At 38.2% G+C, this 15110-nt stretch carries 15 protein-coding genes, 1 other RNA gene and 1 pseudogene; 10 read left to right on the forward strand and 7 right to left on the reverse strand.

Translation table 11 applies throughout. The annotated features are described in order from the left end of the window. Nucleotides 1–1304: 1304 nt before the first annotated feature. The 5 genes from ACJTDF_RS05740 to infA all read right to left on the reverse strand — a co-directional run bounded on the left by ACJTDF_RS05740 (nucleotide 1305) and on the right by infA (nucleotide 7395). Nucleotides 1305–1613, reverse strand: a complete 309-nt coding sequence (locus ACJTDF_RS05740) for a hypothetical protein (protein ID WP_407966232.1) — start codon at nucleotides 1611–1613, stop codon at nucleotides 1305–1307. A 1067-nt stretch (nucleotides 1614–2680) separates the two neighbouring features. Continuing rightward, nucleotides 2681–5272: an ATP-dependent chaperone ClpB gene (clpB, locus tag ACJTDF_RS05745; RefSeq protein ID WP_407965340.1), complete on the reverse strand. Its 2592-nt coding sequence runs from the start codon at nucleotides 5270–5272 to the stop codon at nucleotides 2681–2683. A gap of 735 nt (nucleotides 5273–6007) precedes the next feature. Beyond that, nucleotides 6008–6232 (reverse strand): DNA gyrase inhibitor YacG, encoded by a 225-nt coding sequence (gene yacG / locus ACJTDF_RS05750; protein WP_407965341.1) that lies wholly within the window; start codon nucleotides 6230–6232, stop codon nucleotides 6008–6010. Nucleotides 6233–6310: 78 nt separating this feature from the next. Further along, nucleotides 6311–6940, reverse strand: coding sequence for a Maf family nucleotide pyrophosphatase (locus ACJTDF_RS05755; protein WP_407965342.1), 630 nt, complete (start codon nucleotides 6938–6940; stop codon nucleotides 6311–6313). A 236-nt stretch (nucleotides 6941–7176) separates the two neighbouring features. After that, a complete protein-coding gene (gene infA, locus ACJTDF_RS05760; RefSeq protein WP_013545481.1) occupies nucleotides 7177–7395 on the reverse strand; it encodes a translation initiation factor IF-1 in 219 nt (72 codons plus the stop codon). Nucleotides 7396–7897: 502 nt separating this feature from the next. On the opposite strand from infA, the gene purE reads away from it, so the two are divergent. The 5 genes from purE to ACJTDF_RS05785 all read left to right on the forward strand — a co-directional run bounded on the left by purE (nucleotide 7898) and on the right by ACJTDF_RS05785 (nucleotide 11572). Further along, complete coding sequence (gene purE, locus ACJTDF_RS05765; RefSeq protein WP_407965343.1) at nucleotides 7898–8407, forward strand: 5-(carboxyamino)imidazole ribonucleotide mutase; 510 nt, start codon at nucleotides 7898–7900, stop codon at nucleotides 8405–8407. A 96-nt stretch (nucleotides 8408–8503) separates the two neighbouring features. Continuing rightward, on the forward strand, nucleotides 8504–9619 hold the full coding sequence (locus ACJTDF_RS05770; protein WP_407965344.1) for a 5-(carboxyamino)imidazole ribonucleotide synthase: 1116 nt from the start codon (nucleotides 8504–8506) through the stop codon (nucleotides 9617–9619). A 506-nt stretch (nucleotides 9620–10125) separates the two neighbouring features. After that, the gene (locus tag ACJTDF_RS05775) at nucleotides 10126–10389 is read left to right on the forward strand and encodes an EexN family lipoprotein (RefSeq protein WP_407965345.1); all 264 of its coding nucleotides are present in this window, start codon (nucleotides 10126–10128) and stop codon (nucleotides 10387–10389) included. Nucleotides 10390–10483: 94 nt separating this feature from the next. After that, nucleotides 10484–11071: an EexN family lipoprotein gene (locus ACJTDF_RS05780; protein ID WP_407965346.1), complete on the forward strand. Its 588-nt coding sequence runs from the start codon at nucleotides 10484–10486 to the stop codon at nucleotides 11069–11071. A 222-nt stretch (nucleotides 11072–11293) separates the two neighbouring features. Beyond that, nucleotides 11294–11572, forward strand: coding sequence for a hypothetical protein (locus tag ACJTDF_RS05785; RefSeq protein ID WP_407965347.1), 279 nt, complete (start codon nucleotides 11294–11296; stop codon nucleotides 11570–11572). Here ACJTDF_RS05785 and ACJTDF_RS05790 read toward each other — a convergent pair. Both ACJTDF_RS05790 and ACJTDF_RS05795 read right to left on the reverse strand, forming a co-directional pair. Next, nucleotides 11555–11680: a hypothetical protein gene (locus ACJTDF_RS05790; RefSeq protein WP_407965348.1), complete on the reverse strand. Its 126-nt coding sequence runs from the start codon at nucleotides 11678–11680 to the stop codon at nucleotides 11555–11557. The genes ACJTDF_RS05785 and ACJTDF_RS05790 overlap by 18 nt on opposite strands. Continuing rightward, nucleotides 11676–11792 (reverse strand): annotated as a pseudogene (locus ACJTDF_RS05795) (transcriptional regulator); the annotation flags it as partial. The pseudogene ACJTDF_RS05795 and the gene ACJTDF_RS05790, both read right to left, overlap by 5 nt. Before the next feature lie 512 nt (nucleotides 11793–12304). Between ACJTDF_RS05795 and ykgO the strand changes: the two are divergent. The 5 genes from ykgO to ACJTDF_RS05820 all read left to right on the forward strand — a co-directional run bounded on the left by ykgO (nucleotide 12305) and on the right by ACJTDF_RS05820 (nucleotide 15061). Further along, nucleotides 12305–12430: a type B 50S ribosomal protein L36 gene (ykgO, locus tag ACJTDF_RS05800; protein ID WP_013545486.1), complete on the forward strand. Its 126-nt coding sequence runs from the start codon at nucleotides 12305–12307 to the stop codon at nucleotides 12428–12430. Next, nucleotides 12430–13284, forward strand: a complete 855-nt coding sequence (locus ACJTDF_RS05805; protein WP_407965349.1) for a tetratricopeptide repeat protein — start codon at nucleotides 12430–12432, stop codon at nucleotides 13282–13284. The genes ykgO and ACJTDF_RS05805 overlap by 1 nt, the downstream gene beginning before the upstream one ends. Before the next feature lie 62 nt (nucleotides 13285–13346). After that, nucleotides 13347–13507, forward strand: a non-coding RNA gene (gene ssrS / locus ACJTDF_RS05810) — 6S RNA. Between the two features lie 123 nt (nucleotides 13508–13630). Beyond that, nucleotides 13631–14188, forward strand: a complete 558-nt coding sequence (locus ACJTDF_RS05815; RefSeq protein WP_407965350.1) for a 5-formyltetrahydrofolate cyclo-ligase — start codon at nucleotides 13631–13633, stop codon at nucleotides 14186–14188. 3 nt (nucleotides 14189–14191) lie between these two features. Then, nucleotides 14192–15061 carry a TIGR00282 family metallophosphoesterase gene (locus ACJTDF_RS05820; RefSeq protein WP_407965351.1) on the forward strand — a complete coding sequence of 290 codons (870 nt, stop codon included), beginning with the start codon at nucleotides 14192–14194 and terminating at the stop codon, nucleotides 15059–15061. Nucleotides 15062–15110: the final 49 nt, after the last annotated feature.

Genomic DNA, 15110 nt, shown 5'->3' on the forward strand with positions numbered 1-15110 from the left:
ATGTCTTGAATACTCAAGGTTTATTTGACATACTTAACCTTTGTTTACAAAAACAATGATAAATGCAAGCCGAAGAAGCTGATAAGAAATAAAGAACGCAGAAAAATGCAAAACAAACAGCTCATGAATGACGATTTAGAGATTACCTAAGCCATACCCTAAAATATAAATCACTCACGATTTCTTAAAAAATTCTTCGCATTTATATGCTCTTATGGATACATTCAAGCATAAAAGGCCTGAAAACATACATCACCTTCATCAATCGCTGAAAAGAAGACATATATTCCTTAAAAATCAGGGAATAGAGTATGGTTTAGGTAATCTCTAAATCGTCATTTATGAGCTGTTTGTTTTGCATTTTTCTGCGTTCTTTATTTCTTGTCAACTTCTTCGGCTTGTATTTATCATTGTTTTTGTAAACAAAGGTTAAGTATGTCAAAATAAATCCCGAGTATTCAAGACATTATTGGATCATTTAGATTCACCGATATTAGAAATCATCGGTACAATCTCAACGAAGTCCAATCCTTTTGAAAAAGGATAAATTACACAAGAAAAAAGTGCTAGACCCCCTCCCTCTCTCTATAACTATCGATCCATAAATCCTCTACAGCATGGAAAAGAAAACCACTCTTAAAGAAGATAATTCCATTGCTCAACACAATCAGGAAGATAAAATAGAAACATCCATAGTGGTGCTGGCATAATCAGATGCTGTAATCGAAGACAGTATAAATATTAATGGTAGAAAATGAAGAAAGGAACATCAACAACAACAGCAAAAAGGCAATGAAAAAGCAGAAGAGGAATTCAATATTGAATGAAAGACTAAACCAAAAATAACGCAAAAATTACCCAAACCATTCTCTAAACAGAGAATTCGTTTATGGCCTGTCAAAAAACTCTCTACGCTCTTTTATTCATTTTTACTGATGCATTCACTCTGCCCAGACATAAAAACTTCTTTTTTAACACATGTCCAAAAAATCAAAACACAGAGCATCTCACAACCATCTCTGAAGAGAAGGATTTGCATTCACTTCTCCCAAAATTATTAAAAGAGAATGGTTTGGGTAATTTTTGCGTTATTTTTGGTTTAGTCTTTCATTCAATATTGAATTCCTCTTCTGCTTTTTCATTGCCTTTTTGCTGTTGTTGATGATGTTCCTTTCTTCATTTTCTACCATTAATATTTATACTGTCTTCGATTACAGCATCTGATTATGCCAAAATATTGGTTTACAGGGTTTCGAAAAACCCTTTTTCTAATATTTTGACGTCTCATTCCCATGAAAAACCTTTTAAAGCTTATCACTCATTGTCTCATCGGAGAGCATCGGTACAATCTCAACACGCGAAATGACCTTGGCCTTTCCCTCATCTTCTCCTGTCACGTGCAAAGGCAAAACTTTTGCTAATAAAGAAAAGAAAGGAACAGGATTATTGATCGCATGATAACAAAAATAAGAGACCAATCCATCATGACCATACTGATTACCTGCCTGTTCAGCTGCGGTAAGAAGGGCTTTTTTGAAAATCTTTGTTGTTTTATTCACCGTTCTTTTTGGTCGTCCTCTTTTTTTCAAACAGAGAGAATTATCTTTTAAAATCAAGGCGTTTCCTTTTCGTATGCAAAACTTTAAAATTTGTTGAAAAAAACATTTTCACCAGACACGACCAATGACTCAATATCCTCAAGGACAGTGTGGGAGGCTGTATTGCTCTGCGGAGACTGGGCAGTAAAAAAAGTAATTAAGCAAATTTTAGCCTTTCATAAAGTTCAATGCGATAGAAGAGCCAATGGAACAGAGCTCTTTATTTAGAGAAGTAGACCTGTTCTATGGGAAGAAGGTTTTTCTTAAGAGAAAGAAGTTTGTCTTGTGCATGAAGAGATTGTATTTTTTTCTTAAGAAATGCATTCTTAAGGAATGCCTTTGAATAACGATAGATTTTCCTCCTATTTTTTTAAGAAGATCTTGAAACTCTTGAATGTCATTCATTATTTTCTTTGTAAGATTTGTACGCTCTCCTAAGAATAAAGTATGAGTGGTGGAAGTTCTTGTTTCATTTTACTCAATACGTTGAGGAACATAGCTATAATTTGAATAGATCGTGCATTAAATAAGTGATAATGACATATGATAAAAATGTTTTTTTAACAAACTTTAAAGTTTGTATACTTTAAAGTTTTGCATATGAAAAGAAACCACCTTGATAGGATAAGGAAATTCTCTCTGTTTGAAAAAAAAGAGAACGACCCAAAAGGATGGTCAATAAAAAACAAAGATTCTCAGATTTTCAAAAATGCACGATCTATTCAAATTATAGCTATGTTCCTCAACGTATTGAGTAAAATGAAACAAGAGCCTCCACCACCCACACTTTATTCTTAAGAAAGCGTAGAAATCTTACAAAGAAAATAATGAATGACATTCAAGAGTTTCAAGATCTTCTTTAAAAGAACAGGATGAAAATCTCCCCAAATATCATTTCTTAATCAGCTTAAATTGCCAGAAAAATTATAAACCCGCACAAAAACTCCTGCTGATTTCATACAACCAACATAGAACACTTAAATAAATAAATACGGAATTCTGATTATGGCTTTATGATAGCTGTTTAGATTCACCTTGTCAAGTTTTATTTTATTTCTCTGTCATTTTACCCTTTCAAGTGTTTATTTTTCGCTTTCTGTTTCAGATGAAAAGATCAATTGCTCTCCTTCCTTTGTAATTGTCACGGTTGTGTTATCATGAACTGTACCCTTTAAAATGCTTTCTGCGAGGGGATCTTGAATTTCTCTTTGCATCATTCGTTTTAACGGCCGCGCCCCATAGAGGGGATCATAGCCTTTATGGGCAAGCAATGTTCGCGCTTCTGGTGTAATCTGCAAGGTAATTTTGCGTTCATTGAGTAAACTTTGTAAGTGTTGGATTTGAAGATCGACGATTGCTTCGATATCTTTCCGCTGTAATCTTTGAAAGAGAATAATCTCATCGACACGATTAAGAAATTCTGGTCGGAAAGCAGCTTTTACCACTTGCATCACTTCATCTCTTGCTTGATGTGTTATTTGCCCTTCTGGCAATGCGGTCAAAATTTCTGCACCGAGATTAGAAGTCATAACGAGGACGGTATTTCTAAAATCGACGGTTCGTCCTTGACTATCTGTCAAGCGTCCTTCATCAAGCACTTGAAGAAGCAGATTAAAAATATCGGGATGCGCTTTTTCAATTTCGTCAAACAGAATGACCTGATAGGGTCTCCGTCTGACAGCTTCAGTAAGGAGACCTCCCTCTTCATATCCGATATATCCTGGGGGCGCACCGATCAAACGTGCTCCGGCGTGTTTTTCCATATATTCGGACATATCAATCCGCAACATAGCCTGAGCATCTTGAAAAAGAAAAGCAGCGAGTGCTTTTGTGAGTTCAGTTTTTCCAACACCTGTTGGCCCTAAGAACATAAAGGACCCGATAGGACGATTAGGATCTTGCAATCCGGCGCGTGCGCGTCGTACAGCGCGTGCGATAGCATGGACAGCTTCAACCTGACCTACTACTCGTTTCCCGATTTCGTCTTCCATGCGCAATAATTTTTCTCGTTCACCTTCGAGCATTCGATCGACGGGGATTCCTGTCCATCGTGAAACGATTCGTGCAATATGTTCGGCCGTAACGATTTCTTCGACGAGATTATTTTGTTGATCATCATTTTCGGCAACATTGAGTTGTTTTTCGAGTTCAGGAATGACGCTATAGGCGAGTTCACCAGCGCGTTGGAACTGTCCATTTCTCTGTGCAATAGCCAAAGCATTTCGTGCTTCTTCGAGTTGTTTTTTCAGATCAGCAGCATAACCTAATTTTTGTTTTTCGGCCTGCCAAGCTTGTGTCATTTTCGCTGAGTTTTTTTCCAATGTTTCGAGTTCAGCTTGAACAATTTGCAAGCGTTCTTTTGCTGCGGAATCGACTTCTGTTTTTAAAGCTTCCTGTTCGATTTTCAACTGCATGATGCGTCGATCGATTGCATCGAGTTCTTCTGGTTTTGAATCGACCTGCATTCGCAAACGTGCGGCCGCTTCATCGATCAAATCGATTGCTTTATCGGGCAAAAAACGATCTGCAATATAGCGATGAGACAACCGTGCAGCGGCAATCAAAGCACTATCGGCCAAACGCACTTTGTGATGTTGTTCGTATTTTTCTTTGATTCCGCGCAAGATAGAGATACTGTCTTCTACAGTTGGCTCAGGCACAAAGACGGGTTGAAAACGTCGCGCTAAAGCGGCATCTTTTTCGACATATTTTCGATATTCATCGAGCGTTGTTGCTCCTACGCAATGGAGCTCACCGCGGGCAAGAGCGGGTTTGAGCAAATTGGAAGCATCCATAGGCCCATCTGATTTTCCAGCTCCTACGAGATTATGCAATTCATCGATGAAAAGAATAATTTGTCCATTTTCGGCTTGAATGTCTGTGAGCACAGCTTTCAAACGTTCTTCAAACTCGCCTCGATATTTTGCCCCGGCGATAAGCGCTCCCATATCGAGAGCATAGAGTTGTTTATCCCGCAATGTTTCGGGAACATCACCATTGACAATGCGGAGAGCTAATCCTTCAACAATAGCGGTCTTTCCAACTCCTGGTTCTCCTATTAACACGGGATTATTTTTGGTCCGTCGCGATAAAACTTGAACAGTTCTTCTAATTTCTTCTTCTCGTCCAATCACAGGATCGAGTTTTCCCTCTCGTGCTTCTTTTGTCAAATCACGTGCATATTTTTCCAACGCTTCATATTGGCTTTCAGCATGACGACTTGTTGCCACCTTTCCTTTTCGCATTGTCTTGATGGCCTGATCAAGAGCCTGAGCTGTTACTCCTCCTGTTGTCAAAATATCGGCTGTTTTTGCATTTTTTTCGAGGAGCAAAGCTTGTAGAGCGCGTTCTACTGTTACAAATTGATCACCTTCTTTTTGGGCGATTTCTTCTGCTTTTGTAAAAACTTTTGCTAAAGGCTGAGACATATAAAGCTGTCCATTTCCGCCTTGTACTTTTGGCAAAGCATCGAGAGCTTCTTTGAGCTCTTTTTGAATAGCTGGCAAATTGCCTCCTGCCTTTTGGATCAAAGAAACTGCCAACCCTTGACTATCTTCTAAAAGCACTTTCAAGAAATGTTCAGGCATAAACTGTTGATGATCAGAAGAAAGAGCACTGCTTTGCGCTGCTTGTAAAAAACCTTGAAGCCGTTCGCTATATTTTTCCAAATTCATTTTTTTTCTTTCTCTTTGCCGTTACAGACTCTTCGTCTTTACGAGCTTACACTTTACCGCTGAGCACTTCTTTTCAAGCGCCTTAACGATCTTCTACGCACCCATAAACAATAATTTATTTTAATAATAAAGAAATATGGGAACATCCTCTTGCTATAGCAAGAGGAAAACAAAATCTCTTCTGAAAAGAAAATCCTTTTCCCCTTCATGGTTCCTCTCCCATAGCTCCTCTCAACATCCCCCCATATTCCTTCCCACAGAGCCTTCCTCATGCATGCCCTTACAATTATTTTTCAAGAGCACCATAACACTAGATTAAAGAAAAAATTATACTGGAATATCTCCTTTTCTCTCTTTCTGTTTTATTCTGAATATATCGCAAGCATAAGACTCGTTTCACCGACATCCAAGCTGGATATAACAAGCATAAAAAAGCGCATTATGTAATACTTTAAACGTTTTTACCCGATACTCTTAGCCTGATATCAAGCGCGTTCGTCCCGTTGTTGTTTTGGTACGGATAAAGGAAGAAAATAAAAGAACAAACAGAACACTGACTTATATTTTTGAGAAAATTAACGCACATAGCGCTTATATAAAGCATTCATGCTCTGATAGGAGTAAAGCGATCCGTTAAAAATTCTAAAAGCCTTTAATTTTAGCCACAAATATAGTGGGAGCACAAGGGTAGCATAAGGGTGATCATTTTCCCTTTTGAAATATTCTCATTTTCGTTCACTCTTCCTCATCGGTTTTTTGAGGTGGGGGAGGCAAAATATACGCTCCAGAAAGCCAACGGTTTAGATCGATTGCACGACACCGTGCTGAACAAAAAGGATAAGAATCCTGCTGAGACATTTTTCCACATTCTGGACAAGGGCGTGATGGACGCAGATTATTTTTTTGTAATGACAGCTGATATATTTCTGCTTTTTTTCCGTCTTTTTTTCGCTGTTTCATTGTTTTTCAAGGCGCCTTTTTTTCTGCAAATTTTTGTTTTCTTTTGCCTTTACCCATTAAATTTTCGCCCGTTTTGTCTTATCCACAACAATTTTTGCTCCAATGATTAAGCAATGGATACTGATAAGCCATTAAGAGATCCATTGTTTCAGCTAAAGGGAGTCCCACGACATTGGAGTAAGAGCCCGTTATATTTGTCACAAAAGCCCCTGCTTTTCCTTGAATGGCGTATCCCCCGGCTTTTCCTTCCCATTCTCCAGAAGCCATATAGGCCTCCATCATTATTTTAGTTAACCGTTTAAACCGCACAGAACTTTCAACCAATTTGCTCTTTATTTTTCCGTGTTCATTCAAGAGGCACACAGCACTATATACCTTATGGGCTCTCCCTGAAAGGAAACGCAAACATTCGTATGCTTCCTCTTCTCCCTCTGCTTTAGGAAAAATGACACGCCCCACTGCCACCACTGTATCTGCGGCTAAAATTAAATATTTTTTGGGATTATTTTTCTGATCTCTTAACCAATTTTCCTGTGCTGCGAGGGCTTTTGTTTTTGCTAAACGCTTTGCCAAATTTGCCGGATGCTCTCTTGATTTTGGCGTTTCATCAATATTGGTTGCATAAACAAATTCCGGATCAATTCCTATTTGTGCGAGAAGCATTAAACGGCGCGGAGAAGCAGAAGCAAGAACCAAATTGATATCCATGATAGAACCCCTTTCACCAATCTTGAGCGCATGCACTTTTGTCCCAACATCCCCGCTTTATGTAAATTTTTTATTTTTCGCACCTCTATATTTTTTCTTTTGTGCCTCATCACTTGATCACTTAAAGAATTTCACATTTCTTAACTTAAATTTTTTACAGAATTTCATTGTGCAGCAAAGTTGGCTAACGTGAGGAATATTGATTGATTTTTGAGACAGAATTTTCCTTTTAATGATTATTTATAACGATATGTAATTCGTCCTTTTGATAAATCATAAGGGGTCATTTCCACCATAATTTTATCACCGACCAAGACACGAATACGATTTTTGCGCATTCTTCCAGCGGTATGAGCAATAATTTCATGATCATTTTCTAATTTTACGCGAAACATTGCATTTGGTAAAAGTTCTGTAACAATTCCAGAAAACTCCAGCACTTCTTCTTTAGACATAAAGATTGATTTCCTTTTTAGCGTATGTCGTTGATTTTATATAATAAGTTATCGTTCTTTTTCCATATCTTATTTTTTTGATTTTGTGAACAGGGATTTAAGAGAGAAAAAGAAATTTTCTTTATACACTGTTAGTGAGAGTATTTTTATTTTTTCTTCTCCTCATTTTCACTTAATTTCATATGATCACTTTTCATGACGAAACAAAAGCCAGTCCTGAGATAATAACTGTGCTTTAACTGTGATTTCTGTTCTTCACTTTTCTTCTTAATAAGACCATTATTCTATGGTTTTTTATTGATAGTCTTCTTTCTTTATCTTTTTTTTCTTAAAAATTGAACTTAAAAATTTATTTTCTCTTCTTAAAGAGAATAAAAATCTATTAATTAACTTTGCAAAAAAGCGATAAAACTTTTAAAAGTGATTGAATCGCCCTTTGAGAATACACAAAGTGCCCATTGCTAGAGAACTAAGCCTCTTGCAAAATGAAAAAGGAGATTAAATGGCTGAAAAATTGTATGACGTAGCACTTTTAATGGGCAGCCAATCTGATTGGCATACCATGCGCCATAGCTCAGATATTTTAACTCACCTTGGCATTTCTCATCTCACACAGATCATTTCGGCGCATCGCACACCTGAACGGCTTTACCAATTTGCAAAAGACGCAAAAGCTTCTGGTTTTAAAGTTTTGATTGCTGGCGCTGGAGGAGCAGCGCATCTTCCTGGTATGTTGGCCTCTCTTACACCTTTACCTGTTTTTGGCGTTCCGATTCACTCTCAAGCTTTATCGGGTCAAGATTCTTTGCTTTCGATTGTACAAATGCCGGCAGGCGTACCGGTTGGCACTTTAGCAATCGGCAAAGCAGGAGCAATTAATGCTGCTCTTTTATCTGCAGCAGTCCTTGCGGTTTACGATGATGTTTTATCCGAACGTTTACAGCACTGGCGCGCAGAACAAACAGCCAACGTAGCAATAACTCCAACGATGGAAAGTGAAGATATCTTATAATGATGATGTTTTATCCAAATGTTTTACAGCATTTACAGCAGCAGCATAAAAAACGAACAACTCACGCAGCAACAACTCCAATGATGGAAAATAAAGATGTCTTATTCTTTTGAAGACTTATATTCTGACAAAACTATTGGCCTTCTTGGAGGCGGTCAATTAGCGCGGATGTTAGGGCTTGCAGCAGCGGAATTGGGTTTTAAGATAGTTGTTCTGAGTCCTGAGATTGATTGTCCTGCATCTCAAATTAGCACGGAGCATATTCTTGCTTCGTATGAGGATGAAGCGGCGTTAACACATCTTCTTTCTGTTTGCAATGTAATAAGCTATGAGTTTGAACATCTGCCTTTGCAAACAGCAGAGTATATTGAACAAAAAAGTTATCTTTATCCTTCTTCTCAGATTTTGAAGATTTCACAAGACCGCGTTCTTGAGAAAAAATTTCTGAACGATCATGGGATTCGAACGGCTAAATGGTATGCAGTTCATGACCGAAATTCTCTTATTGAGGGTTTATCGGCCTTAGGGGGGAGTGGTCTTTTGAAGACGCGCTGTTTTGGTTATGATGGCAAACATCAAATTGGTCTTCACCATCCGAGTGAAGAAATCATCGATAAAGCTTTAATTGCCCTTGATCATCAACCTCTCATTTTAGAAGAGATTGTCCCTTTTGTGTTTGAAATATCTGTTATATCGGCATCAAATCCTCAAAAAGAGCATGCTTTTTATGATTGCTGTGAAAATCAGCATAAGAGCGGCATTCTTTATAAAACATTTGTGCCTTCACGCGCTTCACCACTGCTCCAAAAAACAGCACAAGAGATTAACGCTCAGATTATGGATATTCTTGATTATGTTGGTGTTCTTTGTATTGAATTTTTTGTTTTAGCCGATGGAAGTCTTTTGGTTAACGAATTAGCGCCTCGTGTGCATAATTCGGGTCATTGGACGCAAAAAGCATGCATTACTTCACAATTTGAACAGCATATCCGTGCTATTTGCGCTCTTCCTTTAGGGGACACCTCACGCCATAGCAATTGTGAAATGACAAATCTTCTTGGGCTGAATTTGAAAGATTGCCAAAGTTTTTTACAGCAAAAATCAACATCCGTCCATTTATATGGCAAAACTCTTGTCAAACCAAAACGCAAAATGGGTCATGTTATTCACTTAACGGGACCAGCAACAAAATCTTCTCAAGCAAAAGAATAAAATCCAAAGCCCTCAGCAGATTTTCTTAAATAAAGGAAGAGAGCACTTCTTCACCTTCCCTCTCTTCTCCTATAACGATGCCCTCTTGCTCCAAAGTGCTCTCTTCTGCACTTCCTCACCCCAAAACTGCATCATTAATATTGGATTAATCCAGCTCTCTTTTTCATAAGAAATCACTCTGTAGCTCTCATACAAAATATCAAACAAAATCATCTTCTGACAAAACAGAGATTTATCCAGTGAATATCAAACAGATATCGAAGATTTTATAAAAAAATGACTTGTGTCCTTTCTCATTTTTTGTATACCTTAAAACAGTCAAACATAAAAAATTTAAAAGGGGGGAAGTCAGTGAGCAAAATACAAATAGGCAAAAAAACATTGGTCCTTTTTCTTTTATGACAGACTCATACGATCTCTGTCTTGAATTCTTCTTATACTATTCCACTAACAATGCTAACCAAAATCCCATTTAGGGAAACAAATGATATTTAAAAAGGGGAAAAATGAAACAGTTTATTTTGTTCTGTATGGCCACATTATTCATATCTGCCACATTATTCATATCTGGTTGTGAAAAAATCTACAGCGTTGAAGAATTCAAGCAAAACGATAAATTAAGGGAAGAGTGGGGGTTGAAATGCTACCCTTCAGGAATAACCACTCAACCATCTTTGTCCTCTAAAAATTGTCAAAATGTACTACAAGCAGAAAATGAAAGATTTTTCGGAACACCACCTGTTTCTACAGATGAAGGAAGAGAATTTTAAGAGATAATTAAAATGCAAACGAAGGAAGAAAGAGACAATAGCCTCGAAACAACTACGTGGTCATTAAAGTGTAAAACAAAAAAGGAATTTAATCATGAATAAAATCATTATCACAGCACTCGTTCTTTGCGCTGGAATACTCGTTGCTGGTTGCGAAAAAACCTACAGCGTAGAAAATTTTAAGCAAGATGAAGAATTATTAAAAGAATGGATTGCTAAGTGTGGCTTCACAGAGAGTTCTAAGAATTGTCAAAATGCACGATTGGCGGATCACGAACTTGCGACAGAACGTAGAAAAAAAGCTCAAGAGGAACGCCGTCAATATCTAGAAGAACTTGAGAAAAAACAAAAAGAAGAAAAAGCTGTAACTAAAGAAGAGGAAGCTGCAACCAAAGCAGAGGAAGCTGCACCTAAAGAAGAGGAAGCTGTAACCAAAGAAGAGGAAGCTGCACCTAAAGAAGAGGAAGCTGTAACCAAAGAAGAGGAAGCTGCAACCAAAGAAGAGGAAGCTGCAACCAAAGAAGAGGAAGCTGCAACCAAAGAAGAGGAAGCTGCAACCAAAGAAGAGGAAGCTGCAACCAAAGAAGAGGAAGCTGCAAACGAAGCTAGAATAAGAGCTATAATTAAAAAACAACAAGAAAGAGTAGAGAATGATTTGGAAAATCAACTAGATCAGAAATGATCATATTGATAGATATTGGATAAAATGAGCACACACTGGCACTAGAAGATCTACAGGTACTCACCGATATCGATAAGAGTTTGATGGAGCCCATTGTAACAATAATGGATAAAGCTAATGACTAATCTTTCAAAAGCTTTATCCGCTCCATTATCCTTATTCTTGTACAATCTACAGTGCATTTATTGGTTATAATGTTGTCTATGGGTGCTCTTCTTTTCTATGCCTTTATGGGAATTTATAGCGACAGCGGCTAAACTGGCCATCATTGTTACACTCACGATACAAGCTGATAACTATAACATTTGGGTAAAAAATATATTTTTCCATGATCTCCCTAGTGCTATTGCAAATATCATACCAGGAACGACTTTCGATCAAAACATATGGGATAATATGATCAAACATGCTCCTGCACATGTTTTTGAAGCTGCCGAGAGGTATAAAGGATTTCTATATCATCAAAGTTGGCAAATTTGGAACTTACCCATGTGGATATAAAGCGAGAGCTCCAACACAGTCTCCACCAACAACTTTAAGTAAGGCAAAAGCATTTTGTTCAAAAAGACTTTCCAACTTGACGAGATTCTTTGCCTTTTTCTCAATCACGTATAAATCGTACACCAACCTCTGATGTAGCGGCTAACTGCTCTTGCGTTAATCCTTGTTTTTTACGTGTATTTTAAACAATTAAACCCAATATTTTTATTTTGGTCTTCATTATGATCATCCCTTTCGGGATGATTTTATTATTTTCTGTTTTTATTGCAGTAAAATAAACCTGTACGGGATGTTTTTATTCTGTATCCTCCAAAACCTCGTTTTTAAGGTGGAGAAGAGGTCAAACGTTAAAAAAGGCTTTGTATTTTTCTTTTAATGATGAAAAAGATTTTCAAAAAAGAGCGAATGTATTTTCAATGAAGTTAAGTGACCTCTCACTTTCCCCATTTTTAAAACCTTCTTCTTCTCTCAACAATTCTAAAAGACTACTCTTTCGCCGTATAGAGCATACAAATAGGGGAAAGTATACTTGACAAAAAAAGGACTTCCTGTTACAAACTCAGAGTTTTCACTTCCCCATTATGTTGAGAAGTTTCAGTGTTTTTTACAACAAGGAATATTTTTTACAACAAAGGTGAGGGATATTTTGTAGTGTCTTATGTCTCAAGAGCATAGTCTTCTTCTCTTAAGAGAATAACATTTTGCTCAGAGTCTATGTAAACGGTGATGATGATGAAAATTAAAAATTCGCTCAAAGCACTCAAAGAACGTCACCGTAATAATCGGTTGGTTCGCCGTAAAGGTCGCATTTATATTTTGAACAAAACGAATCCACGTTTTAGAGCCCGTCAGGGATAATGAGTTTAAAAAACAGATTTCGAGTTTCTGCTGTTTTTGTGTGGGCATTGATTTGTTATATTTGTTTAAGGCTTATCATTTTTTTAAAAGATGTTTTTTTCTTTTCAAGCTCTTTAAGACAGCAGAGTTTTTTTATTTTATTTTTCAGCAGTCTTTTTTTTCTTTCTCCCAGTTATGGGCAAAGAGCTCCTTCTATACCGTTTGAAGAAGCACCTTCTCCACAATCTCTTTTGCCTCTAGAGGATCTCATTCCTGATTCTCCTTCGACTCAGTCTGACAGTTCTGGCACATCAAGCTCTCGCTCGGGTGCAATTCTTCTTGACGATTATGCATTACAGCCTCACTCACATCAGTCTCTTGCGAGTGATCGTAAAGAGCAAGAGATTGTACGCCTTCTCAAAGAATTGAAATACTGTTCTAATGCTAAGGAAGCGAAAAATCTCAGTCGTCAGCTTCAGCGTTTATGGTCACGCTCGGGCAGTGAAACTATTGACCTTTTGATGACCTGGGCAGAACAAAGCATTATAGCATTGGATTATGGTTCTGCTCTTGATAGGATTGATTCTGTGATTTCTCTTGCTCCGACCTATGCTGAGCCTTGGGTAAGACGGGCTTGGATTCATATTCAATTGAGTGATTTTAAGCTTGCGATGTTTGATTTATCCCATGCTCTCAGGCTTGAACCTCGACATTACATAGCCTTTCTTGAGCTTGGCATTATTATGGAAGAGACGGATCGCCCACATCTTGCGATAAAAGCGTATGAAACGGCTCTTTCTTTTTATCCGCAAATGCAGTTTCTTCATCGGCATCTTGATTTTCTTGTATCGCAACAATTAGATCAAGAAGTTTAAAAATTTATTATAAATAATTTTTTGTCTAGCCGAGAAGCAGAAACTATTCTATAATGCCTGAAGGTGTTCTGCGCTTCTTGACAGGAAATAAAACATTCCTGAGGCCTTATTGATTTCCAAGGGAGCTGTCCCTGAAAGAGCTCGTGGGCTTTTTCACACGGTGCCCACCTAGTAGACTAGGCACTCGGAATCAACCTTTTCCGTCGGTTGTTGTGGTTCACCTTTTTGTATTTGTTTATGCTTTGGATATTGTTTGGTCTAATTTATGCACTTATTACCCCCCCCCTGATTAATGATGACACACTTCTCCCAAAGCAACTCTTCCTCTTTATTGGTTCGCAATTCTTTGCGCCAGTGGGGTTTATCACAAAGAGACCATTTATCATTACAGGACCGCCATATTTTTTCGCATCGCGCCTGTTCCCATGCAGCGGATTATCTTGACAAGAAAGTGAATGATTTTTCAGGGATTATTTTTGCTGGTTATTGGCCCACTCGTTCGGAGATTGACCCTCGTCCTTTGTTTGATTTTATCACATCACGAGGGGGGCATTTAGCTTTACCAGCAGTTTGTGATTATACGACAATGGTTTTTCGTCGTTTTTCACATGAAAGTGAATTAGAGCGGATGCATTTTGGCATTCTTTGCCCTAGCTCTAAACAGGCTGTTGTTTTGCCGCATTTTATTTTTGTTCCTCTTTCTGCTTTTGATCGTCAAGGTCATCGACTTGGATATGGAGCAGGCTACTATGACCGGATAGTTGAATATTTTCACACCCAAGGTCATCCTGTACATTTACTTGGTTTTGGTTTTTCGTGCCAAGAAGTTGATTTCATTCCTCCGAGAACAGATGATCTTCTTTTACAGGGTATTTTTACAGAAAAGGGTTTTCTTGCTTTTTAAATTATGATTAAAACGCTTATGCGCTTTTTATTTTTAGGTGATATTGTTGGGCAAACGGGATGTAGAGTTGTGTCCCAGCTTCTTCCTTGTTTGATTGAACATTGGCACCTTGATTTTGTTGTTGTTAACGGTGAAAATGCCTCCAATGGTTTTGGTATTACGCAAACAGTTTATCAAGATCTTTTAGCTGTGGGTGCCGATGTTGTCACAACGGGCAATCACGCATTTAAATGTAAAGAGGCTTTGAGCTATGCCTCTTATAGCGATCGTTTTTTACGTCCAGCGAATTTTGTTGAAAGCACTCCTGGGAAAGGTTCTGGTATATGGACAGCGAAGAATGGCGCTCGTGTTCTTATTGCAAATGTGATGGGCACTGTTTTTATGCCCTGCACAGTTGATGACCCTTTTCACACTGCCGATAAGATTATTGCTGCGTGTCCTCTGCGTGAACAAGCGGACGCAATTATTTTTGACTTTCATGCGGAAGCGACGAGTGAGAAACAGTGTTTTGGCCATTTTCTTGATGGACGTGTTAGTGTTATTGTCGGCACCCATACACATATCCCAACGGCCGATGCACAAATTTTAGAGGGAGGAAGCGCTTACTTATCAGATGCAGGAATGTGCGGTGATTATAATTCCTCTTTAGGAATGGATAAAGAAGAACCTCTCTACCGTTTTCTTTATAAGAAAAAGTTTAAATTTTATGAGCCTGCAACAGGACCAGCAACACTTTGTGGTTTAGCAGTTGAGCTTTCTGACCGCACTGGCCTTGCTGAAAAAGTTTCAGCTGTCCGCATTGGCCCTCATTTAAAGCCTGAAACTCCAGATTTTTGGGGCCCTTTGCCCCTTTCGGAGCTTAGCTCCTCGTAACCACCCCGCTCGAAGCCACCTCCCTCGAAGCCATCCTGCTCGTAACCAC

The sequence above is a fragment of the Bartonella bennetti genome (genome assembly GCF_045945445.1).
Taxonomy (GTDB): domain Bacteria; phylum Pseudomonadota; class Alphaproteobacteria; order Rhizobiales; family Rhizobiaceae; genus Bartonella.